The sequence below is a fragment of the Mesorhizobium sp. MC2-1-1 genome (genome assembly GCF_057597255.1).
The window spans coordinates 1,035,074-1,056,384 of the sequence record NZ_CP195205.1 but is presented as its reverse complement, the minus strand read 5'-3'; the positions used below and the strand labels follow the sequence as shown (position 1 = coordinate 1,056,384).

The window sequence follows — 21,311 nt, the reverse complement described above, 5'->3', positions numbered from 1 at the left end:
CTATCGGCCCTCCTCCGATAATTCCACAGCCGCCCGTGATATCCTCTCGACCGTTCGGCACCCGCGTCGCCGGATCGGCGCTTTCACGCGGCCCATGGTTGGCCCCGCGCCGCCGTTCGCCCTATCTTGGGAATGCAACAGGGATCACGAACATGACGCGCATCCGGGCGATGACCAGGAACGACATTGCCGACGTGTCGCGGCTGCTCGGCCAATCCTGGCGGCGGACGTATGAGCCGATCATGGGCGGCGAGATCGTTGCGCGGCTGTCCGACGAGAAGCACGCGCCGGAAAGGCTCGCCGAAGAACTCGAGGACGAGGACAAGATGTCCTTCGTCGCCGAACGCGCCGACGGCTCGATCGCCGGCTACGCGATGGCGGCGATGGACGGCAAGGGCGACGTCACGCTGGAGCGGCTCCATATCGAGCCGCAGGCGTTCGGCAGCGGGCTGGCGGTCGACCTCTTGCATGCCGTGCTCGCCGCGCATGCCGGCATCCCCTCGATCGCGCTGGAGGTGATCGAGGGCAACGACCGGGCGATCGCCTTCTACCGCAAGCACGGCTTCGAGGTGGTGGAACGGCGGGAAGCCGCGCATGGCGTCGGCGGGCACGCCTCGCTGATCATGCGCCGCATGCTGCCCATGGCATGATGCCAGGAAGCGGGAACCGGTTTCTTGCCTCGCCGACCTTCGGTCCGGACAAGATCGCGCTTCGACAAAGCGTCAGATCAGGATGGCAAACCAACGCAACGCCGTCCTGAGCGGGCTGGCTGGCCGAGCCGGCTCACCCTCCCGCGGCCGGCTTCGCATGGACGTTCTTCATCGCCGTCAGCAGGTAATCCTGCACCGTCGACTGGAGATTGGTCGTGGCCGCGCGCACCGCGGCCATCGCCTGCCTCACCGCCGCCTCGTCGAAAGGCTCGGCCTTCTCGGCCGCCGCCAGGTCGGCCCGGGCCGCGCGCAGGTCGCGTAGCGCCGCGAAGGTGCGGGCGCGGTTGTCGCGCATGACCGAGCGGAACTCCTTGCGCACCTCGGGAGAATAGGCGCCGACGACCTCCGAGATCAGGCCGCGCGCCGCCACGGCCTGGCGCAGGCCATGGGCGGCATAGCCGATGAAGAAGAAATTGAGGGCGAGCGACAGCGCCAGCACCACAAGGATGGCCGTCAATATCCAGGAGCGCTTGTTCATAGCGAGTCCCCCTCGCCCGGATCGGCCGCGATGCCCGGCCCGCCACCGTCGGTCAGCCTCGCGCCCGAGGCCAGCGCCAGCAGCTCGGCATCCTGCGCCTCATCCTGGGAGCGGGCAAACTGGTAGCCGGCCAGCATGGCGGCGACGAGGATTGCGGCCGTGCATGCCCCAAGGCCGGCCGGCGCGAGGAGAAAGCGCGGCAGCAAGGATGGGCGCGCGCGATCGGCGTCGATGCGCGCGAGCACCTTGCGCGCCAGCGCCGCGTCGTCGCCGTCGACCAGCGCCGCCTCGCGCACCAGGCGCTCGAGCGCGAGGTCCGGCGCGTCGCCGGGATCGGTGTCCCCGGAAAGCCGGAGGAACTCCAGCGCCTCTTGCCGGTAGGGGGCCGGCCAGTCGCCGACATCGTCGCCGAAACGGCGCCGGTTGGTCTCGAATTCCTCGCGTGTCATGAGGATTTCCTTTCGCGGCCGCCGGCCGCCTCTGCCAGATGATCCCTGAGCGCGCGGCGCCCGCGCACAAGCAACTGTTCGACCGAGCCCGCGCTGGCGCCCATCACGTCGGCGATCGCACCGACGTCAAGCTCGCCCACCGCCCTCAGCAGCAACGCCATCCGCTGGCGCTCCGGCAGGCGCGACAGGCCCTGGCGCACGATCGCCAGTTCCTGTTTGGCCCCCGTCGCGGTCTCGGCATCCGCTTCCGGTGCAGCGGGTTCCTCTACGATGTCGTCCAGGCCGAGGAAGTTGCGCAACGCGCGGCGCCGGCGCTGGTCGATGCAGCGGTTCGCGGTGATGCGGTAGAGCCATGTCGAGGCGCGCGCCTTGCCGGGATCGAAGCGCGCGGCCTGTTTCCAGACGGTCACGAACACCTCCTGCACAACATCCTCGGCATCGGCGGCATGGCCGAGATAACGCGCGGCGAAAGTCCGAAGGCCGCGGCCGTGGCGGGCCATGAGCTCGGACAAAGCCGCTTGGCTGCCTGCGGCGATGCGGACCAGCAGCTTCTCGTCGGCACCGGAGGCCTCATCCCACACGACAGCGGGCACCGGTCGAGGAGCCTCTGGCGGCCAGCGAGACATCCGCGACGATCCGGCTCTCGGGAAAAGCGAATTCCGACGTCAAGTCCACCACCAGATGTCAGCGGCGCCAACGGCGGAAGCCGTGAACCGTGTTGCCGTTCGGGCCCGTGAAGCTGCCCGCGGAGCGGCCGCGAAACGGTCCCGTCGCGCTGTAGCGCTCACCGGAAACGGTCTTGCCGTTCGGCCCGGTGGCAGAATAACTCCTGGAGCAGCGGTCAACAACGCCGGCCTTGCAGGTGGAACTCGACGTGTAGGTGCCGCCGTTCGGTCCCGTGCGCGTGGTCGAGCCGGTGTAGATATTGCCGTCCCGGCCGACGCTGCGGCTCAGTTCGCCGCCATGCACGGTCTTGCGCGTCCATTCCTCGGCCGAAGCCGGAGAGGCGGCCGACCAGACGACCATTGCGCCGAGGCAAAGCAGCGGAAGTTTGAGTCTTGAAAGCATGTCATTTCCTTTCTGGCGGGTGGGTCGATCAGTTGGCGCGAGCGGCCAGGATCCTGCGGACGGCAGCGATCTCGTCGGCGGAGAGCTTGCCGTCGCCGTTGCGATCGGCGAGGTCGAACAGCGGCGTGCTCGCCTGGAACTCGTTCTCGGTGACCTTGCCGTCGCCGTTCCTGTCCATGCGCCGGAGGCGATTGCCGAGGCGAGCCTCGGCTGCCTGGGCGCGGTCTTCCATGGCCTGGCGGGCGGTCTCGATCTCGTTTTCGTCGATGACGCCGTCACCATTACGGTCGAGCCTTTTGAACAGGCGTTCGCGACCGGCGAGGATCTCGTCCTTCGAGATCGCGCCGTCGCCATTGGTGTCGAGGCGCTGGAGGATGCGCTGGCCGGGCATGTCCTGCGCCGCGGCGGCGCAGACCGGAGCGAGTCCGAGAAGCAGGCCCGCAAGGATTGCTGAGCGTTTCATGATTGGTCCTTTCGACTCTCATGTCGCGGGGGGCGACTGTCGGCCAATACGCAGCCCGGCTCGTGCTCCTACGCTTCGGCGACGGATTTTTTCCCGGCTGGCATGGCAGGGGGCGCCCTTGGACATCGGCGCTCGAAAGAAAAGCGAGGCCGCCGCGTAGGAGCCGTCGGGCTCCTGCGTAGGAGGCACGGCAAGGACGGTCCGCGGCGGGCCGTCGATTTTCAGCGGAGACCCAGATGACCAGGATCGTGATCGCTTTCGCAGGGCTGCTCTTGTGCGGCGGCTGCAGCGCGCTCGCCGCCGACCAGGGCGCCAGGGATGCGTTCCGGCGCATCGACACCAACGGCGACCGAACGCTCCAGTTCAGCGAAATCCAGGCGGCGCGGGCGCGGATGTTCGACCGGTTGGACGCCAATCACAATGGCCTGCTCGAGCCGGACGAGGTGCGCGCGGCGGTGGCACAGGTCAAGGCGAAGCGCGACTTCCAGGCCGAGCGCTTCGCGGGCCTGCGGACCGAGGCCGGCCGCATGGACCGCAACGGCGACGGCCGGATCTCACGCGACGAATTCACGGCCGCCATTCCCGACCGCCTGCTGCAGGCGGACACCAATGGCGACGGCGCGTTGTCGATCGCCGAGCTGCGGGCGCTGCGGCGCCAGTGACCTCACCAGACCACAGGAGACAACCAATGAGAATGACAACTGCTTTTTGCGGCTTGATGCTTGGCGCCGCGACCCTTGCTCCGCCGGCCGAGGCCATGCCGCCAGCCGCGCCGGCGGCCCCGGCGTCCGTGACCAGCCAGCCAACGCCGGTCTGGTACCGGCGCGGCTTCTACGTCGTCGGCGGCGTCTATTACTACAATGGTTACCGGGGCTTCTGGCGCGCGCGGCCCGGCTATCGCTACTACAACGGCTACTGGTTCCCGGCCGCCGCCTTCGCGGCCGGCGTGGCGGCCGCCACGGTCGCGCCACCCCCGCCCCCCGCGGCGCGCCTGGCGGCCGCCCATGTGCGCTGGTGCTATGACCGCTATCGATCCTATCGAGCGTGGGACAACAGCTACCAGCCCTATGGCGGCCCCCGCCAGCAGTGCCTGTCGCCCTATTATTGAGGTGAAGCCTGGCGCGCCGATCGTCGGCGCCGTGGCGGAAGCCCGTCGGCAAAGCCATCGCGGACCTCTAACGCATCAAGGCGCGCCGCCGAAACGGGTTCGGGCGACGCGCCTTGGGTCTTTGCCCGCCAGGCAGCGGTTTAGGTGGTTCCGTCGGGTCCCCGAGGGAGTGGAGTCGGTCGGAACCACCTGCCCGCCTTGTGTCCTTCCCAAGACAAGGCGACTATACGACCCCCCTGTTGCGCGTTCCTTGACCTGGATCAATCGCTATCCGCCCTCTGCTGGACGCGCCACCTGCCGGCCCTATAATCTCGCGAGCACTGATCATTCGTGGGAGACCGACACATGGGCCTCGGCAGACACAAACTCGGCGGCCAGGGGCTGGAAGTCTCGGCCATCGGCCTCGGCTGCATGGGCATGAGCCAGGCCTACGGGCCGGCCGACGAAGCGGAATCGATAGCGACGCTGCACCGGGCGATCGAGCTCGGCTGCACCTTTCTCGACACGGCCGAGGTCTATGGGCCCTTCGTCAACGAGGAGCTGCTCGGCCGCGCGCTGGAGGGCCGGCGCGACCAGGTGACGATCGCGACCAAGTTCGGCTTCCGCATCGCCGAGGGCAGGCAGGCCGGGCTCGACAGCCGGCCGCAGCATATACGCGAGGTGGTGGAGGCTTCGCTCAAGCGGCTCGCCACCGACCGCATAGATCTCCTCTACCAGCATCGCGTCGACCCCGCCGTGCCGATGGAGGACGTCGCGGGGGCGGTCGGCGAGCTGGTGGCCGAGGGCAAGGTGCGCTTCTTCGGCCTGTCGGAAGCGGGCATTGCCAACATCCGCCGCGCGCATGCCGTCCATCCGGTCTCGGCGCTGCAGAGCGAGTACTCGCTGTGGGAGCGCAACCTCGAGCCCGAAATCATCCCGGCGCTGAAGGAGCTCGGCATCGGCCTGGTGCCCTTCGCGCCGCTCGGCCGCGGCTTCCTGGCCGGCGACGTCAGGCGCGCCGAAGACTATCCCGAAGGCGATTTCCGCCGCGGCGACCCACGCTACCAGGGTGAGAATTTCGACATGAATGTCGCGGCCGCCGCCACGGTGCGCGACATCGCCAAGGCAAAAGGCGTCAAGCCCGGCCAGATCGCCATCGCGTGGCTGCTCGCCAAGGGCCCGGAGTTCGGCATCGACATCGTGCCGATCCCCGGCACCAAGCGCCGGACCTATCTGGAGGAGAACGTGGCCGCGGCCGACATCACGCTCGACGCCACGGAGATGCTGGGGCTCGACATGGCGCTGACGTCCGACAAGGTGTCCGGGCCGCGATACAACGAGCGAACCATGTCGCTGGTGGATCGCTAGAAGCCGGTCCCCTCATCCGCGCGAATGCGGATCGATGCTGTAGGGATGAACCGGATAGTCCGGGCCGATGGCCGCGCCGACCCGCTCCACCCAGGCGTCGACGGCCGGATAGTCGGCGAGCGAGAAACCGCAATCCTCCGCGCGATGGCTGTAGGCATAGACCGCGATATCGGCGATGGTGAGCGCGTCGCCGACGAGAAAAAGCGTGTCTTGCAGGCTGCGCTCCAGCGCCCCAAGCGCCCGCGCTCCCGCCTCCTGCTTGCCGGCCACCAGCGCCCTGTTGCGCTCCAGCCGGCCCGTCAGCGTCCAGAAGCGCAGCGAGCCTATGACCGGTTCGACATAATACTGCTCGAAGAACAGCCACTGCATCACCTTGGCGCGCGCCAGGCGGTCCGCCGGCAGATAGGACGTGCCCTCCGCCACGAGAACGAGGATCGCGTTGGACTCGGCGATCGCCTGGCCGTTCTCCACGGCGAGCACGGGGACGGCCCCGGCGGGATTGAGCTTGAGGAAGGCTTCGGTCCGGCTCTCGCCCTCGAAGATCGAGACGATGCGGGTTTCGTAGCCGATGCCGAGCAGGCCGAGCAGGACGCGGATTTTCCAGGCATTCTGCGACGGGAGATAATCGTAGAGCGTAAGCATGTGCACGATCCCCTGGTGCGATGGTCAAGGCTTCGCACGGGCGATGCCGAGGCGCCACCCGATTCAAGCCTCGCAACCCACGACACCCTCAGCCAGCGCGAAGCGCCTGTCCTGCCGGACATCTCCCCTTCAAGCTGGAGATTAGCCGTCACGCACGCTTTCGCCAACAAGCAGCATCCCTGGGGAAGACGGCAGGCCGAAGCCGCCGATTTCATCTCATGGTGGAGATGCGCGGCAGGGCCAGGGGCGACGGAACGCGGCCTATCATGCCGGCGCCATCGCCCTCACCGCCCCGCAATATCCTTCGCCACCGCCCGCGCCTCGATGCCGATCTCGCGCAGCAGGCCGGTGACGGGGTTGTGGAAGCCGACGAGATAGACGCCGAGCTCCGAGGCCCGCGCATTCAAGCCGCTCTTGTCCGGCCTGAGTTCCGCCGGCAGGAAGGCGTCATAGGCCGGACGGTAGCCGGTGGCGAAAATCACCGCGTCGAATTTCCTTTCCACGCCATCGACGAATTTCACGCCGTCCCCGGTGAAGCTTGCTATGTCCGGCGCGATGCCGATCCTGCCCGCCTTGATCGCGGCCACCGTGCCGACATCGATCATCGGAATGCGGCCGGCATCGATCCCTTGCAGGATGCCTTGCCTGGGCCGCACGATGCCGTATCGCTCCAGCCGGCCCAGCGCCAGGTCGAGTATCTTCGGAAACATCCAGTCGTTGAGCGATTGCGGCATGGTCCGGCTGGCTATGCCCACCACCTGGATCGGCACGCCGAAGAGCTCGCGCGGCACGATGTGGACGCCCTTGCGCACCGAGATGATGGGCATGGCGCCGCTCTCGGCGAGATCGAGGGCGATCTCGGCGCCCGTATTGCCCATGCCGACGACCAGCACGTCCTTGCCGGCATAGGGTGCCGCCTCGGTGTAGGCGGCGCTGTGCAGCACCTTGCCCTTGAAATCCTCGATGCCGGCGAAATCGGGCATGACCGGCTGGGCGTTGTTGCCGGTGGCGACCACGACCTTGGCGGCAGTGAAGAGCCCGGCATCGGTCTGGACCAGCAGGCGATCGCCCTCGCGGCGGATGGACCTGACCGTGACGCCGAAGCGCGGCTCTACGCGGAAGCGCTCGGCATAGGCATCGAGATAGGCCACCACCTTCTCGCGCGGCACATAGCGTGGGTGGTTCTTCGGGAACGGCGCGAAGGGCAGCGACGAGAGGATCTGACCGTATGCAGGTGCAGCCGCCGGTAATGCCGCCGCCAGGACGGCGCAACCTGGTCGGCCTTTTCGAGGATCACGAAATCGACGCCCGCCTGTTTCAGGCAGGCCGCGACGGCGAGCCCGGCAGGACCGGCGCCGACGATGACGACATTGGCGTCCAAACGGTTTTCCTCCCCCAAGGCGCCAAAAGCTATGACGAGGGTGCCGGAGGAACAAGTGGGGGAAGTTCCCCAGGGCTTCCCCCGGTGAGCCCGTTACAGGGCGGCGCCTACTCCATAGTGCGCGGCGCTTCGGGTTCGTCCTCCGGCGGCTCGAGGATCTCGATCAGTCTCGCCACGCGCGCGCCGGGCATGGCGTGGCCTTCATTCACCAGCGCCTCGTCGGCGCCGATCCAGGCGAATGCCTCGCGCAATTCCTCGATACTGGCGCCGGTGAGCGCGATGTCGGCGATGACGGACTCGTCGACCGGTCCAAGCACGGAAATGATCTCGTTGCGGGTCATCTTGTCCTCCCTCACAGGTCGAGACGATGCCGACAAACGGCCGAGGGGCGGAGCGGGTTCCGGAAATCCGCGCGCCGGCTTCTTCTGAGCGAGGCCCGATGCTATGGCTCGCCGCATGAGACCCGCCCTCCTCCTCGCAGCCCTGCTGCTTGCCTCCCCTGCCCAGGCAGACTGGAAACCCATCGAGAAGATCGAGACCTATGCTGTCTCGGGCCAGACGGCTGAACAGCTCTATCTCTCGATCGGCGAAAAGGGGCCGATGGTCGGCGCGGCCGGCAGCGGGCGGCGCGTCATCGCGCATACGTTCTTCAAGCTGACCTGGCAGCGCGACTACCAGCCGCAAGGCGCCGCCTGCGTGCTGAAGACGGCGCGGCCGAAGCTGATCATCACCTACACGCTGCCGAGGCCGGCGGGAAAATTGCCGCCTGCCTTGCAGGCGCGATGGGACGCCTTCGCCGCAGGGCTGATCGCGCATGAGAAGGTGCATGGCGCCGGCATCGTCGACATGGTGAACAAGATCGTCGCCTTCAGCACCGGCCTCACCGCCGAAGGCGACCCCGGCTGCAAGAAGGTCCGGGCGGAACTGACGGCCTATCTCGACCAGCTTTCCAAGGCGCAGCGCCAGGGCAGCCGCGACTTCGACACAGAGGAGTTCGGCCGCGACGGCAACATGCTGAAGCTGATCGCGGCGTTTCTGGGCGGGGGTTAGCGGATCGGCACCAGTTTCGCCGCGTCGCGGATCGCGCGCACGGCGTCAGGATTGGTGACGGGATAGCCCAGGATAAAACCCTCGACGGTGAAATCGGGGAACTCTTCGTCAAGCCTGGCCACGAGGCGGGCCGCCTCGACATCCTCGCCTGTCGCGGCATGGGCAAGTGCCAGGAACATCAGCACGTTCGGAGAATCTGGAGTGCTGCGACGCAGCGCTTCGATGGCCTCCCTGTGCCTGCCGGCGCAGAAAAGGATGCGTCCCTGCATGCCGAAATACCAGTTCGGGGTGAGCGGGTTGAGGCGCATGGCGCGCTCGATCAGCGGAATCGCCTCGGCGGGATCGCCGACGACCAGCGCCCTGCTGCCAGAAAGGAGAGCGAGCGTGTCGGCGTGGTTGGCGCCGTATTCGAGGGCCCGCCGGAAGGAGCGCTCGGCGGCTTCGAAATCGCCAAGGCAACCCAGAAGATCTCCGTAGCACATGAGAGCCGCGCTGTCGGTCGGGTCGAGTCGCAGCGCGCTCTCGGCCGCCATGCGCCATTTCTCGATCGACTCCTTCGGGTCGCTGCCGAAGCCGTTACCGGCCTCGATCGAATAGGCGTAGGCGAGCTCTGTCCAGCCCCGCACCAAGGTCGGGTCAAGCTCGAGCGCGCGCGAAAACAGTCGGATGGCTTCCCTGTTGCCTCTGCGGCTGAAGGTGTTGTGGTGCTCGACACCCAGCAAATAGAAGTCGTAGGCGCGCAGGCTGGCCGGCGGCTTGCGCCGGATCGCGTTGCGGCCGATGGTGGCGATCGCCCCAAAACAGCCGGCCAGCACGTTGATGACGCTTTCGGTCAGGTTGTCCTGCAAGATGAAGACATCCTCGAGCGGACGGTCGAAGCGCTCGCTCCACAGGCTGAAGCCGGTTCGCGCGTCGGCAAGCTCGATCGTCAAGCGGACGCGGCGGTCATCGGCGCGCAGCTGGCCCGAGACGAAATAGGTGGCGCCCAGCGCCTTGCCGTCGGCAGCGAAATCGGCGGGCTTGCTGCCCAGCGACTTCATGGTGTGGAAGGCGATGACCGGAATATCGGCATAGCGTGCGAGATCGACGGTGATGTCCGACGACAGGCCGTCGGCAAAGCGCCGCCAGCGTTCCTCGGTCCTGAGGCTTTCAATCGGGAACAGGGCAAGCACCGGCAAGGCGTCGGGCTCGAAGGACTCCAGCCCAGCGGTCCCGTTGATGTGCCTGGCAAGGGCTACTTTGTTGCGCACGCCGAGCTTTTCATAAATCGCGGCGAGATGGGTGCGCACAGTGGACGGGGCGATGAACAGCGCCTCGCTGATCTCGCGATAGGTCATACCGGCGGCGAACCTCTCCGCCACCGCGCGCTCGCGCTCGGACAAGGCCGGCAAGGGCTCGTCCGGCGAAAGCGCTCCCGGCATTAGCGTCGCAATTTGTTTCATCCCGGATTCCTGCCCGCAGACGGCAACCGTGGCAACGCCCGCCGCAGCAAAATACTACAAATGCAGGACCCAAAACACTGCATGCGGCCGATGGCTCGACCGAGCGTGACGGTTCAGGCTCCTCGCTAGCCCTCGATGAGGGCCGTTCTTTCCGAGGAGCCGACTATGATACCGACATTGAATACGATTTCCGACTTTTGCTACGCCGCGCTGCTCGATGTCCGCGCGCCGCCGGCCGGAGAGAACCTGTTGCCGCGCCGCCCTGGCCTGTTCAGCCTTTTCGCCGTGTGGCGCGAACGCGCCTCATTCCGGGAGGAACTGGCGCTCAAGACGCGCGACATGCCGTATCTGATCGGCGATATCGGCCTGACCATGGATGAGGTGCGGGAGGAATTGGCAAAACCGTTCTGGCGCCGGTAGGCCTCAGAAACTGATGTCCACCGCCGCCGCGCTCCGCTTCGCCTCGCCGTGGAACACCGCCTCGATGTTGTTGCCGTCGGGGTCGAGCAGGAAGCAGGCATAGTAGCCGGGATGGTAGTGGCGCTCGCCCGGCGCGCCATTGTCCTTGCCGCCGGCGGCAAGGCCGGCCTTATGGAAGGCATCGACCATGGCGCGGTCCTTCGCCTGGAAGGCGAGATGATGGCGGCCGGTGAGCACGCCCGCCGCCGCGCGGCTGTCGACGCTGGAGACGAACAATTCGTCGGCCCAGAAATAGTCCCGCGCCTCGCCGCCGATCGGGATGCCCAGCACCTCGAGCACCGCGCCGTAAAAGCGCCGGCTGGCCGCAAGGTCGCGCACCACGAGCTGGAGGTGGTCGATGAGCCGGCCGCGATAGAGTTCCATGGCGTGCTCCTGATTGAGATCGGGTCAAATCTAGACCGGGGCGCATCGTGGTCAATGCGGGCAACGCACGCTGCTGACATTTCGAACCTCGGCGGAGCGCACCGAGGCCGCGACGATCACCGTTGGCGGACCGCGTATGTCAGGTGGGTCATCCGCCGCGTCGGCTCCGCGCGGACCGGCTCCAGCGCGATGCGGTCGGCGTCCACGCCCCCGAACAGGCTGATCCCGGAGCCCAGCAGCACGGGCGAGAGCGCGACCGAGAACTCGTCGATCAGGCCGGCGTTGAGATGCTCCAGGATCGTGGCGCCACCGCCCGCGACGCGGACGTCCCGGTCGCCGGCCGCCGCGCGCGCCTGGTCGAGCGCGGACCGGATGCCGTCATTGACGAAATGGAACGTCGTCCCGCCGGGCCGTTCCCATGGGTCGCGCTTCTGGTGCGTCACGACGAAGACCGGCGTGTGGAACGGGGCCTCCGCCGGCCAGGCCTGTTCGCCGAGATCGAACATGCGCTTGCCCATGACGCTCGCGCCGGTGCGCTCGAACGTCTCGCGCAAGATGTCGTTGGCGCGCCCTTCCTCACCGCCCTCGCTGAGCTTCAGGTTCTCACGGAAGAACCGCAGCGGGAATAACCATTGCTGCAGTTCCATCCACTGCGCCATCCAGCGCGGTTCGCCCATGCGCCCCTCGGGCGCGACGAACCCGTCCAGCGACATCGACACGCTGAAGAACACCTTCCTGGCCATCAATCCACATCTCCGTTTTGGACGATCCCGGCGACGTAGGCGGCGAGCTTGCCCAAGGTCTGCCGGCCGCCCTCGATCGCATGGTACTTCTCGACCGCCTGGTCGCGCAGTTGCTTGGTAGGGAACAGGGCGCGCATCTCGACGAGGGTCGCCGCGCCGTCGGGCTCGAATGTCAGGACCGACGCGAAGGCGTTCGGGTCGCCGCGGGTTTCACCGTGCAGCAGCGCGATGCGCTCCGGCGGGGCGATCTCCGTCCAGCAGATCCACTCCTGGTAGTCCGTCCCGTCCGGTCCGTGCATGACGAAGACCCACTCCCCGCCGACGCGAAACTCGAACGCATGCGTGGTGGTCGTGAAGCCCTGCGGGCCCCACCATCGCGACAGGTGCCGCACTTCGGTGAACGCCTCGAACACCAGCTCTCGTGGCGCGTCGATGAGCCGGGAGATCACGATCTCGCGGTCGGCCGTCGCCGATTGCGCGTCCCGTCCAGTCACTGCCATGCTCACTCCTCCAGCCTTGCCTTCTTGAGGTCCTGCACATACGCGTCCAGACGCTCGAAGCTTTCGTTCCAGAACCGTTCGAACCCGCCGGTCCACTCGTGGACCGGCCGCAGTCCCTGGGCGTCGAGGCCGTAGACGCGCTGCTTGCCCGCCTTGCGGTCCCGCACCAGCCCGACCTCCCGCAGCACCCGCAGGTGCTTGGACGCCCCCGGCTGGGTCATTCCCAGTTTCTCGGCCAGATCGGTCACCGGACGCTCCCCGCCCCGCAGCAGCATCAGGATGTCCCGGCGCTGCGGCTCGGCGATCGCGTTGAAGACGTCCGACGTCGTTGCTGCTCGTGCCATGCGCGCAACATATTCCGATATCGGCATATGTCAAGCCGAGCGCACGGACGGCCTGGCAAAATGGCGATGGCGCGGGCTGCCCAAGAATCCGGACAAGAAATGCGATCGGATTTGTAGGATCGGCTCCCGCCCCGGCGTCCTTCGGACGCAAACGGCCCGGTGGACTGGAAAAACCGCGCCGCATCACACAGGATGCCTTACGGCATGGGAGCAGAACCATGAACCATTCCTATCGCTGGGTCATCGTCGCGGCCGGCGCGCTGATGACCTGCGTGGCGCTCGGCGCCATGTTCTCGCTGGCGATCTTCCTGGAGCCGATGTCGCTCGACACCAACTGGTCGCGCACCGGCATCTCCAGCGCCATGACCCTGAACTTCCTGGTGATGGGGCTGGGCGGATTCGCCTGGGGCGCGATCTACGACCGGGTCGGCGCGCGGCCGGTCGTGCTTGCGGGCGCGGTGCTGCTCGGCCTGTCGCTGGTGGTGGCCAGCCGGGCCAATTCGCTGCTTACCTTCCAGCTCAGCTACGGCGTCATCGTCGGGCTGGCGGCCAGCGCCTTCTTCGCCCCGATGATCGCGCTCACCACCGCCTGGTTCGACACCAATCGCAGCCTCGCCGTGTCGCTGGTTTCGGCCGGCATGGGCGTCGCGCCTATGACCATCTCGCCCTTCGCGCGCTGGCTGATCACCGCCTATGACTGGCGCACCGCCATGTTCGACATCGGCGTCATGGCCTGGGTGCTGCTTCTGCCCGCCGTGTTCCTGGTGCGCCAGCCGCCTGCGGCGGTCGCGGCAAGCGACGGCTCGCCGGCGCCCGCCGCCGACGATCCGGGCATGAGCGTCGGCCAGGCGCTGCGCTCGCCGCAATTCATCGTGCTGGGCCTCACCTTCTTCGCCTGCTGCGCGGCGCATTCGGGCCCGATCTTCCATATGGTGAGCTATGCCATGTCCTGCGGCGTAGCACCCATGGCCGCCGTGTCGATCTACAGCGTCGAGGGGCTGGCCGGCCTTGGGGGGCGCGTGCTCTACGGCGTGCTTGGCGACAGGCTGGGCGTGAAGCCGGTGCTGGTCGCGGGCCTCGCCATCCAGGGGCTTGTGATCGCCGCTTACCTGACCGCCGGCCAGCTCGAACAGTTCTATCTCCTGGCCGTCATCTTCGGCGCCACCTATGGCGGCGTGATGCCGCTCTACGCGGTGCTGGCGCGTGAGTATTTCGGCCTGCGCATCATCGGCACCGTGCTTGGCGCGGCGACGATGCTGTCCAGCCTCGGCATGTCGCTCGGGCCCTTGGCCGGCGGCATGATCTACGACGCCACGGCCAGCTATCACTGGCTGTTCATCGGCTCCGCGCTTATCGGCCTCGGTGCGGCCGGCATCGCCATCGCCTTCCCGCCGCAACCCAGCCGGCGTAAGTTGCAAATGGCGTGAGGGCGGAAGGCTTTCCGCCCTACGAATGGCCCCTCTCCGTCCGCTTCGCGGCCACCTCTCCCCGCCCTTGGCGGGGCGAGGAACCCAAGCTCTCTGAATGCCGGCGGGACAGCGCTGCCCTCTGTCCTGCCTCGCGTCGTTCCAACCGGGAAGGATATCCCTGGAGCGTTTCACCGTTTCATAGAAACGGCGAACCGCTCTATCTCATTGTTTTCAAGCAATTCCGGACGGAAAACCGCTCACACTTTTCCTGGAATTGCTCTAACTTCCTCACCCGGTCCCAGTGCCGGTGCGCACGGCCTCGCGATCGCTTTCGTCGCGCTTGACCCGCTCGTCGGAGATCAGCACCACCGGGCATGGGCTGCGTCGCAGGACGGCGGTCGTCGTCTCGCCGAAGATCAGCTCCTCGCCCTGCCGCCGCGACACGCCCATCACGATCAACGCCGCGTTGCGGCCGGCCTGGCGGGCGATGGCGTCTGCGGCCGCCGCCCGGCTTCTGATGGCGGTCTCGATCTCGACGCCATAGCGGTCGGCAAGGGCGACGATGTCCTTCAAAACCGCTTCCCTGCGACGATGAGAGACGGTGTCGCGCGGCTGGTCGCGGCCGGCCCTGGCGACATAGAGCATCTTGACCGGCGCACCGGTGACGGTTGCGATGGCCAGCGCCAGTTCGGCGCCGCGGCGGGCGACCGCCGTGCCGTTGACGGGCACCAGGATCTTGCCCGAGCCGGGTCCGAGTTGCGGCATCTGGCGACCGGCGCTCGCCGGCTTCAGGACCAGGCAGAGCGGCCCGTCGAAGGCGCCGGCGACTTCATTCAGCCGGTGCGAGAAGCCGCCCTTGGGGGTGACCGCGCGGCCGAGGCCGACCAGCAGCATGCCGTAGCCCTTGCGCGCCTCCCTGGCGACCGTCTCGGCCGAGAGCTCGCCATGCTGGCGCCTGGTGACGGGTGTTTCGCGCACCGTTGCTTCATCGCTCTTCTTCGCCGCCTCGCGGCTGTCCTCGGCGCCCTTCTCGATCTCGTCCAGGTGCAGGCCCTCGGTCGGCTCGGCCTCGGTCTCGCCGCGGGAATGCAGCACGGTCGTCGGCTTGCCGGCGCCGATGAGGCCGGCGAGATAGGCGGCGAAGCGGCCGACGACGCCTTCGTCGACCACCACCAGAAGCCGCTCAACGTTGGCGACGAAGCCGCGCTGGTCCATCTCCTCGCGCTCCAGGCGCTTCTTCTCGCTCTCGCTCATCGGCAGGCGGCGCAGTGCCCAGCGCAAGGTCGGCGGCATGATCAAGGTGGTGATGACGGCCATGGTGACGATCATTGTGAAGAGGTTGTGCGAGAGCACCCCCATCGACAGGCCGATCGAGGCGACGATGACCTCCGTGGAGCCGCGCGCATTCATGCCGCAACCCACCGCAATACCCTCGGCGCGGGTCATGCCGGCGACTTCCGCGCCGATGAAGGCGCCGCCGAACTTGCCGATCGAGGCGATGACGACCAGCGCGACGGTGAGCAGCGCGAGCTGCGGATCGATCAGCACGGTGAGGTCTGCGGACAGGCCGGCGACGCCGAAGAACACCGGCATGAAAAGCGCCGTGATGATCCCTCTCAGTTGCCCTTCGATGTGGCGCGACAGGATCGGCGACTCGCCCACCAATATGCCGGCGACGAAGGCGCCGAGAACGGTATGCACGCCGATCAGGTCGGTGATCAGCGCCATGGCGCCCATGATGGCGAGGATGACGGTGACGACCGCATATTCCGAACGGAAGGTGTCGTTGGTCCAGCGAATGGCGTCGAAGACGATGCGGCGCCCGAGCGTGAAGGAAAACGCCATGAACGCGGCGACGCCGAGGACGGTGAAGGCCAGGCTGCCGATCTCGACGCGCCCCTTGGCGGCGATGCCGATCGTGATGGCGATGATGACCCAGCCGATCGTGTCCTCGATGATGGCGGAAGAGACGATGATCTGCCCGAGGTTGCGGCGCATGAAATTCATGTCGCGCACCACCATGGCGACGATCTTGACCGAGGAGATGGAGAGCGCGGTGCCGAGGAACAGCCCGGCGACGATCCGCTCGCTGCCCGCGGCAAGCAGCGTGTCCGGCATGAAATGCGCGGCCGCGAAGCCGAGGGCGAACGGCACCGCCACGCCCGCGGCCGAGATGGAGAAGCAGGCGCGGCCGACGCGGCGCACGAGCTTCAGGTCCGTCTCCATGCCGGTGAGCAGGAGCAGCATCAGAACGCCGAGTTGGGCGATGGCGCTGATCATCGATTTCTGCGAGGCGTCGCCGGCGAAGATCAGCCGCTCGGCCTCCGGCCAGACCCAGCCGAGCAGCGATGGGCCGAGCAGGATGCCGCCGATCAGCTGACCCATGACGGCCGGCTGCCCGAGCGTTTCCAGCACCTCGCCTATGCCGCGGCCGACCACCAGAAGCAGGATGAGCTCGGCGACGAAAATGCCTTCCGACGACATGCCTTTCTTCTCGGCGGCGAACGCGACGGCCGGCATCAGGGCAAGCGCCACTGCACCAAGCGCGATCCAGACCGGCAGCGACCGGCGCCGATTGAGCATGTTGGACAAATATGCACCCCTCATTCCCCGCGTGGCCATAACGGTTTGACGCGCGGATCGGTTGCAAGGCTTTCCTCGTCCCCATGCAAGCGGGGATGGCTGGATCGGTCAAGTCGGGAGGGAGATGGAAGCGACGATTCGAGCGGCGAAGGCGCGGCCTAAAGACACGCGCGCCCTTCGAGCTGCCTCTCTAAGTCCGCTTCGCACAGACCTTTCCCCTGCTCCGCAAAGGCGAGGAACCACTCCCTACAATTCTAATCAAATGCGATCGCCGATGTTTGCTTCGCGGTAAATCGACTCGGCGATGTTCGCGCCGAGGCGGGCAATAAGGAGAAGCTAATGAAAAGCGACTATGCCGCCGCCCACCTGCACCTCGACCGGGCGTGCCATTACCTGCGCGGTGACGATGAAACGAGCCGCGCGGCGCTTGCTGCGCTCGACCTTGTCATCGAGGCGGTGGCAGCGGCCCAGCATGCCAGGCCGATGGCCGATGTGCTGCCCTTTCCGCGGCGCGCGAATGGCGGCCTTCCACCACTTGCATCCTGAGCTATCCGCCTGAAAAGGCGGGAACATTCCGGCCGGCCACACGTTGTGGTATCTTGGCTGTGGCCGGCTGTTCCGGGACTCGAAATACGGCCGGCCATAGCGGGGAGGCGCATGGCACAGAATGGCCCAGACGAAAGCCGCAGAATCCGCAAAGACCGAGCATGCCAGGCACGCCGGGGCGGCTGCAAAGTCCACTCATGTGGCTACGCCGACGAAGTCGAGTGAGGCTGGTACGCCGCCGCGCGCTTCCGACACGCTGGCGCTGAAACTCAGTTCTTCCGAATTCACCACGACGCTGTCGCATTTCCACCGCGCCGAGATCGCGCGCATGGCGGGCTGGCGCGACCGGCTCGACCGCACCAGCAACTGGGCCATCACGGTGGTTGCGGCGATGCTGTCGGTGTCGCTGTCGACGCCTTCCGCGCATCATGGCGTGCTGTTGTTCGCCATGCTCCTGATAACGCTGCTCTTGTGGATCGAGGCGCGGCGCTACCGCTTCTTCGATGTCTATCGCGCCCGCGTGCGGCAGTTCGAACGCTATTACTTCGCGCAGGTGTTTTCCCCGCAGCCTGACTATGCGTCCAACTGGCTGGCCATCCTCGGCGAAGGCCTGCGCTCGCCGCGTTTCCTGATCTCGCAGCGCGCGGCGCTGATCCGCCGCCTGCGCCGCAACTACATCTTCATGTACACGATCCTGCTGCTTGCCTGGATCCTGAAGATCACCACGCCCAGCCTGTCTCGCGACGGCTCGCCCATCGGCTTCGGCGCTTCGCTCGTCGACACGTTCCGGGTAGCGACACTGGGGCCGGTACCCGGCATTGTCGTGTTCAGTGGCGTGATCATCTGCTATCTCGTGCTGCTCGCCGCAGCTTTCCTCATCCGGGCCGATGACGGCGAGTTGTCCTTCGGCGACGTGCATGTGTGAGGGAAGGCAGCAGGGATCAGGCAGCAGGAAGTTGGAAAGCCAGAACGGCGCGGACGCCCTCTACTGCCTACTGCCTACTGCCTACTGCCTACTGCCTACTGCCTACTGCCCAATCCCAACCTACTCGCCAATCCCGACCTGCGCCCTTCACTGTGGCGAAAGCGCAGCGCGGAACTCCTGCGTGGTGTTGCGCGCGGGATAGGGCTCGTCCGGCACGGGGACGCCGAGATGGGCGCAGAGCGGCCCCCAGCCATCGCCGAGCTTGTGGATCAGAAGTCTCTCCGCCGGCACGGTGTTGAGCACGGCCTGGACATTGGCTTCGTAGACGCGAATTGCATGCGCGCGATCCTGCGGGCGGCCACCGAAGACCTGCTTGGCGACAAGCGCTACGCCGAGCGAGTCCTGGTCCTTGCTGTCGGCAATGGCGGGCAGGATGGTATTCTGGAAACTCTCCCACCAGCTTTCCGGCGAACGCCAGGTGAGGATGACCCGCGCCTTGGGGTAGGCCTGGATCAGATCGCGCCAGTAATATGCCGACGGCCAGTCGACGCAGGACTTGTAGCCGGCAAAGAGCTGGTCCCAGTCTGGCCGCTCACCCTTGGCAAGTCCCCGCCAGAGCCGCTTCTGCTGCGCATGCTCCATCACTTCATACATGTGATGGCAGGGGCCGAAGCCAAGCATGGTCAGTGCCTCGCGCATCGAATCCGTGCCCGTCCGGCCAAAGCCGGTTCCTATCACTGTCAGCGACATTTCCCCTCCTCTACCTTTGCCTCGTTGAATTGCCGCGGATCAACCTTCCTCGACGAGGAGCCGCAAGCGGTTGCCCTCCGGATCGGCAACCGCGACCATGTCGCCATGCCGTGTCGCCGGGACCCTGGCCCCTTCGAGCCGCTGCACCACGTCGGCCAGTTCCCGCGCGGAAGCGAGCTCGACGGTGAAATGGTCGAGGCCGGCGGCATTCGGCGGCGGCTCGCGCAGCTCGTCGCGCGCCCAGATGTTGAAGGCGATCATATGCGCCCGGCGCTCGGTGCCGCAGTCGAACATGCCGAAGGTCCGCGACTGGATATGCGGCTGGAAGCCGAGCACGCCGAGATAGAATCCCATCAGCGTCTCGGGCGCGCGGGCGCGCAGATGAATGTGGCCGATGAAGGCGTCGTGCGCCATCTTCGGCTCGACATGGCCGGAATCGCCGAGATTGCGCAGCAAGCCCGAAACGTCCAGCGGTTCCAGCCCGGAATGCGCGCTCCCGTCGAGGGCGATCAGCGCCACGTGGCCGTCGGGCGATATCTCGCGGCGCAGGAAGCGCTGCGGCGTGTCGAAGCAGATCTCGATGCCGTTGCCCGACGGATCGGAGACATAGAGCGATTCCGAAATAAGGTGGTCCTGGGCGCTGTATCTTAGTCCTGACGCCTTCAGGCGGGCGGCCGTATGCGCAAGGTCACGGCGGGTCGTGACATGGATGGCGACATGGAAGAGATCGCGCGACTTCCACGGCAGGGGCACTTCCGCGCCGGCATGGAGCACGATCAGGACCCGGCCGCCGGCGCCGAGCTCCGCAATGGCGCCGTCCTCGTTCAACAGCGCGAGCCCGAGCGTGTCGCGCCAGACGGTCAAGGCTGCCGGAATGTCGGTCACCCTGAGATGGACCGGCCCGAGACGGGTGGCCTGAGACAGCAATCCTAAGTCCATCGTCGTCCATCCGATATCCGATTGCGGTCGGCTTAGATATTAGCTGTTAATGAAATGGCTGTCTCGCGCCAAGTTCGGGTTGACCCCTCCCCGGAGGGCGGCGACTATCGCCGACGACGATTTGTTTTGAGGTGGCTCGGGGCGGAAGGTTACGGCGAGATCGCCGAACCCAACCGTCACGCACTTTCCTGGAATGCTCTCAGCAGGAGGACTTCGCATGGACGACACCGACCACTGGCGCAACATGGCGAGCGCGCCGCGGGACGGCAGCCGTATCCTGGTAACGGTGCGCGCCTCCGAGCAGGGACCGGCCGAGGTCGACATGGCCTACTGGTCGCGCGCGGACCAGTTCGGCGAGGAAGGCTGGCGGGCATCCGACTCCTCGCCCGGCCGCGTGGTCGAATATGCCGAGCCTGAGTTGCGGTGCTGGATGCCGCTTCCGAGCGCGGGGCGTGGATCGATGCCCACGCCCTGGGAAGGCGACGACGTTCCCCTGGTGGATGGAGAAGGGATTTAAGCTCCCTTCTCCGCCCTGCCGGACATCTTCCCCACAAGGGGGAGATTGGCAGCTCCGTCGCTGGCGCTCCCTCGCCCGACGGGGAAAGACGCCAAGCCTTCAGAACAAGAACGCCGCCGTGGCCGGGTCCGGCCCCGTGCGGCCGTCGGCGCTGTCCATGCCGCGGATGGTCCGTATGTCGTCCGCGTCCAGCTCGAAACCGAAGACGTCAAAATTGCCGGCGATGCGCTCCTGGTGGATCGACTTCGGGATGACGATCAGCCCTTCCTGCAAATGCCAGCGGATGACGACCTGAGCCACCGACTTGCCGTGCTTTTTCGCGATTGCCTCCAGCGTCGGATCGGCCAGCAGCCGGCCGCTGCCCAGCGGGCTCCAGCTTTCGATGTGGATGTTGTGCTTCCTGTGGAATTCGCGCTTGTCGCGCTGCTGGAAGCGCGGGTGGAGTTCGATCTGGTTGACGACGGGCGTCACGCCGGTCTCGCCGATGATGCGCTCCAGATGATCCTGGTTGAAGTTCGACACGCCGACCGACTTGATGCGGCCGGCCTGCTTCAGCTCGACCAGCGTCTTCCAGGCCTCGACATATTTGTCTTGGGCAGGCACCGGCCAGTGAATGAGGAAGAGGTCGATCCGGTCGATGCCGAGTTTTTGCATCGTGTCGTCGAAAGCGCGCAAGGCCGCGTCCCGCTGATGCGCGCCGTTGCGCAGCTTGGAGGTGATGAACAGCTCGCCCCTCGGCACGCCGGCGGCGCGGATCGCCTCGCCGACGCCTTCCTCGTTGCGATAGCCCTCGGCGGTGTCGATGAGGCGGTAACCGGCCTCGATGCCCCAGCGCACGACCTTGGCGGTGATGTCCGGATCGACCTGCCACACGCCGAGCCCGATCTGCGGGATGGTGGCGGCGTCGTTCAATGTCAGTTGTTCGGGCATGCGTACGTCCTTCTACGAGGTGGGTTGGCTGCGCCTATGTAGTGTGCGGCTAAGCGACGACGAGTTGATGTCGCGAGGAAAATGAGCCCTCTGCTGCCTCCCGGGCGGCTCCGTTCCATCAGCAATCGCTAATTGACAGGTCAA

Annotated in this window: 28 protein-coding genes; 10 read left to right on the top strand and 18 right to left on the bottom strand. The window is 66.7% G+C overall.

Annotated elements, in window-relative coordinates; translation table 11 throughout:
- The first annotated feature begins 152 nt into the window (after window positions 1-152).
- Window positions 153-650 (top strand): GNAT family N-acetyltransferase, encoded by a 498-nt coding sequence (locus ACR64R_RS05320; protein WP_487360640.1) that lies wholly within the window; start codon window positions 153-155, stop codon window positions 648-650.
- A 133-nt stretch (window positions 651-783) separates the two neighbouring features.
- Here ACR64R_RS05320 and ACR64R_RS05315 read toward each other — a convergent pair whose 3' ends face one another.
- The 5 genes from ACR64R_RS05315 to ACR64R_RS05295 all read right to left on the bottom strand — a co-directional run bounded on the left by ACR64R_RS05315 (window position 784) and on the right by ACR64R_RS05295 (window position 3,168).
- Window positions 784-1,188, bottom strand: a complete 405-nt coding sequence (locus tag ACR64R_RS05315) for a periplasmic heavy metal sensor (RefSeq protein ID WP_487360639.1) — start codon at window positions 1,186-1,188, stop codon at window positions 784-786.
- A complete protein-coding gene (locus ACR64R_RS05310; RefSeq protein WP_487360638.1) occupies window positions 1,185-1,637 on the bottom strand; it encodes a hypothetical protein in 453 nt (150 codons plus the stop codon). Before ACR64R_RS05310 ends, ACR64R_RS05315 begins: the two co-directional genes overlap by 4 nt.
- Window positions 1,634-2,230, bottom strand: coding sequence for an RNA polymerase sigma factor (locus tag ACR64R_RS05305; protein ID WP_487360637.1), 597 nt, complete (start codon window positions 2,228-2,230; stop codon window positions 1,634-1,636). Before ACR64R_RS05305 ends, ACR64R_RS05310 begins: the two co-directional genes overlap by 4 nt.
- A 91-nt stretch (window positions 2,231-2,321) precedes the next feature.
- Window positions 2,322-2,705: a hypothetical protein gene (locus tag ACR64R_RS05300; RefSeq protein WP_487360636.1), complete on the bottom strand. Its 384-nt coding sequence runs from the start codon at window positions 2,703-2,705 to the stop codon at window positions 2,322-2,324.
- A 28-nt stretch (window positions 2,706-2,733) separates the two neighbouring features.
- A complete protein-coding gene (locus ACR64R_RS05295) occupies window positions 2,734-3,168 on the bottom strand; it encodes an EF-hand domain-containing protein (protein ID WP_487360635.1) in 435 nt (144 codons plus the stop codon).
- A gap of 236 nt (window positions 3,169-3,404) precedes the next feature.
- Between ACR64R_RS05295 and ACR64R_RS05290 the strand changes: the two genes are divergently transcribed.
- The 3 genes from ACR64R_RS05290 (at window position 3,405) to ACR64R_RS05280 (ending at window position 5,623) form a co-directional block, all read left to right on the top strand.
- Complete coding sequence (locus ACR64R_RS05290) at window positions 3,405-3,830, top strand: EF-hand domain-containing protein (RefSeq protein ID WP_487360634.1); 426 nt, start codon at window positions 3,405-3,407, stop codon at window positions 3,828-3,830.
- 26 nt (window positions 3,831-3,856) lie between these two features.
- A complete protein-coding gene (locus ACR64R_RS05285) occupies window positions 3,857-4,276 on the top strand; it encodes a BA14K family protein (protein WP_487360633.1) in 420 nt (139 codons plus the stop codon).
- A 345-nt stretch (window positions 4,277-4,621) separates the two neighbouring features.
- Window positions 4,622-5,623 (top strand): aldo/keto reductase, encoded by a 1,002-nt coding sequence (locus ACR64R_RS05280; protein WP_487360632.1) that lies wholly within the window; start codon window positions 4,622-4,624, stop codon window positions 5,621-5,623.
- A 12-nt stretch (window positions 5,624-5,635) separates the two neighbouring features.
- On the opposite strand, the gene ACR64R_RS05275 is transcribed toward ACR64R_RS05280, so the two are convergent.
- The 4 genes from ACR64R_RS05275 to ACR64R_RS05260 form a co-directional block, all read right to left on the bottom strand.
- Window positions 5,636-6,265: a glutathione S-transferase family protein gene (locus tag ACR64R_RS05275; protein WP_487360631.1), complete on the bottom strand. Its 630-nt coding sequence runs from the start codon at window positions 6,263-6,265 to the stop codon at window positions 5,636-5,638.
- A gap of 284 nt (window positions 6,266-6,549) precedes the next feature.
- Window positions 6,550-7,434, bottom strand: coding sequence for a flavin-containing monooxygenase (locus ACR64R_RS05270; RefSeq protein WP_487360630.1), 885 nt, complete (start codon window positions 7,432-7,434; stop codon window positions 6,550-6,552).
- Entirely contained in the window at window positions 7,377-7,646 is a 270-nt protein-coding gene (locus tag ACR64R_RS05265; RefSeq protein ID WP_487360629.1) for an FAD-dependent oxidoreductase, read from the bottom strand. The genes ACR64R_RS05270 and ACR64R_RS05265 overlap by 58 nt, the downstream gene beginning before the upstream one ends.
- A gap of 107 nt (window positions 7,647-7,753) precedes the next feature.
- The gene (locus ACR64R_RS05260; RefSeq protein WP_487360628.1) at window positions 7,754-7,987 is read right to left on the bottom strand and encodes a hypothetical protein; all 234 of its coding nucleotides are present in this window, start codon (window positions 7,985-7,987) and stop codon (window positions 7,754-7,756) included.
- 115 nt (window positions 7,988-8,102) lie between these two features.
- Here ACR64R_RS05260 and ACR64R_RS05255 point away from each other — a divergent pair, with 115 nt between their 5' ends.
- A complete protein-coding gene (locus ACR64R_RS05255; protein ID WP_487360627.1) occupies window positions 8,103-8,696 on the top strand; it encodes a DUF922 domain-containing Zn-dependent protease in 594 nt (197 codons plus the stop codon).
- Here ACR64R_RS05255 and ACR64R_RS05250 read toward each other — a convergent pair.
- Entirely contained in the window at window positions 8,693-10,138 is a 1,446-nt protein-coding gene (locus ACR64R_RS05250) for a LuxR C-terminal-related transcriptional regulator (protein WP_487360626.1), read from the bottom strand. The genes ACR64R_RS05255 and ACR64R_RS05250 overlap by 4 nt on opposite strands.
- Window positions 10,139-10,303: 165 nt before the next feature.
- On the opposite strand from ACR64R_RS05250, the gene ACR64R_RS05245 reads away from it, so the two are divergent.
- Window positions 10,304-10,558 (top strand): DUF1127 domain-containing protein, encoded by a 255-nt coding sequence (locus ACR64R_RS05245; protein WP_487360625.1) that lies wholly within the window; start codon window positions 10,304-10,306, stop codon window positions 10,556-10,558.
- A 3-nt stretch (window positions 10,559-10,561) separates the two neighbouring features.
- Here the strand turns inward: ACR64R_RS05245 and ACR64R_RS05240 are convergent, their stop codons facing one another.
- The 4 genes from ACR64R_RS05240 to ACR64R_RS05225 all read right to left on the bottom strand — a co-directional run bounded on the left by ACR64R_RS05240 (window position 10,562) and on the right by ACR64R_RS05225 (window position 12,568).
- Window positions 10,562-10,981, bottom strand: a complete 420-nt coding sequence (locus ACR64R_RS05240; protein WP_487360624.1) for a VOC family protein — start codon at window positions 10,979-10,981, stop codon at window positions 10,562-10,564.
- Between the two features lie 116 nt (window positions 10,982-11,097).
- The gene (locus ACR64R_RS05235) at window positions 11,098-11,724 is read right to left on the bottom strand and encodes a dihydrofolate reductase family protein (RefSeq protein ID WP_487360623.1); all 627 of its coding nucleotides are present in this window, start codon (window positions 11,722-11,724) and stop codon (window positions 11,098-11,100) included.
- A complete protein-coding gene (locus tag ACR64R_RS05230; RefSeq protein ID WP_487360622.1) occupies window positions 11,724-12,224 on the bottom strand; it encodes an SRPBCC family protein in 501 nt (166 codons plus the stop codon). The genes ACR64R_RS05235 and ACR64R_RS05230 overlap by 1 nt, the downstream gene beginning before the upstream one ends.
- A gap of 2 nt (window positions 12,225-12,226) precedes the next feature.
- Window positions 12,227-12,568: an ArsR/SmtB family transcription factor gene (locus tag ACR64R_RS05225; protein ID WP_487360621.1), complete on the bottom strand. Its 342-nt coding sequence runs from the start codon at window positions 12,566-12,568 to the stop codon at window positions 12,227-12,229.
- Between the two features lie 218 nt (window positions 12,569-12,786).
- Between ACR64R_RS05225 and ACR64R_RS05220 the strand changes: the two genes are divergently transcribed.
- The gene (locus tag ACR64R_RS05220) at window positions 12,787-13,995 is read left to right on the top strand and encodes an MFS transporter (RefSeq protein ID WP_487360620.1); all 1,209 of its coding nucleotides are present in this window, start codon (window positions 12,787-12,789) and stop codon (window positions 13,993-13,995) included.
- A gap of 270 nt (window positions 13,996-14,265) precedes the next feature.
- Here the strand turns inward: ACR64R_RS05220 and ACR64R_RS05215 are convergent, their stop codons facing one another.
- Complete coding sequence (locus tag ACR64R_RS05215; protein ID WP_487362380.1) at window positions 14,266-16,560, bottom strand: cation:proton antiporter domain-containing protein; 2,295 nt, start codon at window positions 16,558-16,560, stop codon at window positions 14,266-14,268.
- Window positions 16,561-16,899: 339 nt separating this feature from the next.
- Between ACR64R_RS05215 and ACR64R_RS05210 the strand changes: the two genes are divergently transcribed.
- Both ACR64R_RS05210 and ACR64R_RS05205 read left to right on the top strand, forming a co-directional pair.
- Complete coding sequence (locus tag ACR64R_RS05210) at window positions 16,900-17,106, top strand: hypothetical protein (protein ID WP_487360619.1); 207 nt, start codon at window positions 16,900-16,902, stop codon at window positions 17,104-17,106.
- Between the two features lie 121 nt (window positions 17,107-17,227).
- Entirely contained in the window at window positions 17,228-18,031 is an 804-nt protein-coding gene (locus tag ACR64R_RS05205; RefSeq protein WP_487360618.1) for a DUF2270 domain-containing protein, read from the top strand.
- A 147-nt stretch (window positions 18,032-18,178) separates the two neighbouring features.
- Here ACR64R_RS05205 and ACR64R_RS05200 read toward each other — a convergent pair whose 3' ends face one another.
- Complete coding sequence (locus ACR64R_RS05200) at window positions 18,179-18,781, bottom strand: sulfotransferase family protein (protein WP_487360617.1); 603 nt, start codon at window positions 18,779-18,781, stop codon at window positions 18,179-18,181.
- Between the two features lie 39 nt (window positions 18,782-18,820).
- On the bottom strand, window positions 18,821-19,720 hold the full coding sequence (locus ACR64R_RS05195; protein ID WP_487360616.1) for a VOC family protein: 900 nt from the start codon (window positions 19,718-19,720) through the stop codon (window positions 18,821-18,823).
- A gap of 217 nt (window positions 19,721-19,937) precedes the next feature.
- Between ACR64R_RS05195 and ACR64R_RS05190 the strand changes: the two genes are divergently transcribed.
- Complete coding sequence (locus ACR64R_RS05190) at window positions 19,938-20,237, top strand: hypothetical protein (protein ID WP_487360615.1); 300 nt, start codon at window positions 19,938-19,940, stop codon at window positions 20,235-20,237.
- Window positions 20,238-20,336: 99 nt separating this feature from the next.
- On the opposite strand, the gene ACR64R_RS05185 is transcribed toward ACR64R_RS05190, so the two are convergent.
- Window positions 20,337-21,167 carry an aldo/keto reductase gene (locus tag ACR64R_RS05185; RefSeq protein ID WP_487360614.1) on the bottom strand — a complete coding sequence of 277 codons (831 nt, stop codon included), beginning with the start codon at window positions 21,165-21,167 and terminating at the stop codon, window positions 20,337-20,339.
- Window positions 21,168-21,311 lie beyond the last annotated feature (144 nt).

Bases quoted from the DNA above. Each gene is read 5' to 3' on its own strand.
- ACR64R_RS05320 (WP_487360640.1), top strand. From the start codon at position 153: ATGACGCGCATCCGGGCGATGACCAGGAACGACATTGCCGACGTGTCG.
- ACR64R_RS05315 (WP_487360639.1), bottom strand. From the start codon at position 1,188: ATGAACAAGCGCTCCTGGATATTGACGGCCATCCTTGTGGTGCTGGCG.
- ACR64R_RS05310 (WP_487360638.1), bottom strand. From the start codon at position 1,637: ATGACACGCGAGGAATTCGAGACCAACCGGCGCCGTTTCGGCGACGAT.
- ACR64R_RS05300 (WP_487360636.1), bottom strand. From the start codon at position 2,705: ATGCTTTCAAGACTCAAACTTCCGCTGCTTTGCCTCGGCGCAATGGTC.
- ACR64R_RS05295 (WP_487360635.1), bottom strand. From the start codon at position 3,168: ATGAAACGCTCAGCAATCCTTGCGGGCCTGCTTCTCGGACTCGCTCCG.
- ACR64R_RS05290 (WP_487360634.1), top strand. From the start codon at position 3,405: ATGACCAGGATCGTGATCGCTTTCGCAGGGCTGCTCTTGTGCGGCGGC.
- ACR64R_RS05285 (WP_487360633.1), top strand. From the start codon at position 3,857: ATGAGAATGACAACTGCTTTTTGCGGCTTGATGCTTGGCGCCGCGACC.
- ACR64R_RS05280 (WP_487360632.1), top strand. From the start codon at position 4,622: ATGGGCCTCGGCAGACACAAACTCGGCGGCCAGGGGCTGGAAGTCTCG.
- ACR64R_RS05275 (WP_487360631.1), bottom strand. From the start codon at position 6,265: ATGCTTACGCTCTACGATTATCTCCCGTCGCAGAATGCCTGGAAAATC.
- ACR64R_RS05260 (WP_487360628.1), bottom strand. From the start codon at position 7,987: ATGACCCGCAACGAGATCATTTCCGTGCTTGGACCGGTCGACGAGTCC.
- ACR64R_RS05255 (WP_487360627.1), top strand. From the start codon at position 8,103: ATGAGACCCGCCCTCCTCCTCGCAGCCCTGCTGCTTGCCTCCCCTGCC.
- ACR64R_RS05250 (WP_487360626.1), bottom strand. From the start codon at position 10,138: ATGAAACAAATTGCGACGCTAATGCCGGGAGCGCTTTCGCCGGACGAG.
- ACR64R_RS05245 (WP_487360625.1), top strand. From the start codon at position 10,304: ATGATACCGACATTGAATACGATTTCCGACTTTTGCTACGCCGCGCTG.
- ACR64R_RS05240 (WP_487360624.1), bottom strand. From the start codon at position 10,981: ATGGAACTCTATCGCGGCCGGCTCATCGACCACCTCCAGCTCGTGGTG.
- ACR64R_RS05235 (WP_487360623.1), bottom strand. From the start codon at position 11,724: ATGGCCAGGAAGGTGTTCTTCAGCGTGTCGATGTCGCTGGACGGGTTC.
- ACR64R_RS05230 (WP_487360622.1), bottom strand. From the start codon at position 12,224: ATGGCAGTGACTGGACGGGACGCGCAATCGGCGACGGCCGACCGCGAG.
- ACR64R_RS05225 (WP_487360621.1), bottom strand. From the start codon at position 12,568: ATGGCACGAGCAGCAACGACGTCGGACGTCTTCAACGCGATCGCCGAG.
- ACR64R_RS05220 (WP_487360620.1), top strand. From the start codon at position 12,787: ATGAACCATTCCTATCGCTGGGTCATCGTCGCGGCCGGCGCGCTGATG.
- ACR64R_RS05215 (WP_487362380.1), bottom strand. From the start codon at position 16,560: ATGCTCAATCGGCGCCGGTCGCTGCCGGTCTGGATCGCGCTTGGTGCA.
- ACR64R_RS05210 (WP_487360619.1), top strand. From the start codon at position 16,900: ATGAAAAGCGACTATGCCGCCGCCCACCTGCACCTCGACCGGGCGTGC.
- ACR64R_RS05205 (WP_487360618.1), top strand. From the start codon at position 17,228: ATGGCCCAGACGAAAGCCGCAGAATCCGCAAAGACCGAGCATGCCAGG.
- ACR64R_RS05200 (WP_487360617.1), bottom strand. From the start codon at position 18,781: ATGTCGCTGACAGTGATAGGAACCGGCTTTGGCCGGACGGGCACGGAT.
- ACR64R_RS05195 (WP_487360616.1), bottom strand. From the start codon at position 19,720: ATGGACTTAGGATTGCTGTCTCAGGCCACCCGTCTCGGGCCGGTCCAT.
- ACR64R_RS05190 (WP_487360615.1), top strand. From the start codon at position 19,938: ATGGACGACACCGACCACTGGCGCAACATGGCGAGCGCGCCGCGGGAC.
- ACR64R_RS05185 (WP_487360614.1), bottom strand. From the start codon at position 21,167: ATGCCCGAACAACTGACATTGAACGACGCCGCCACCATCCCGCAGATC.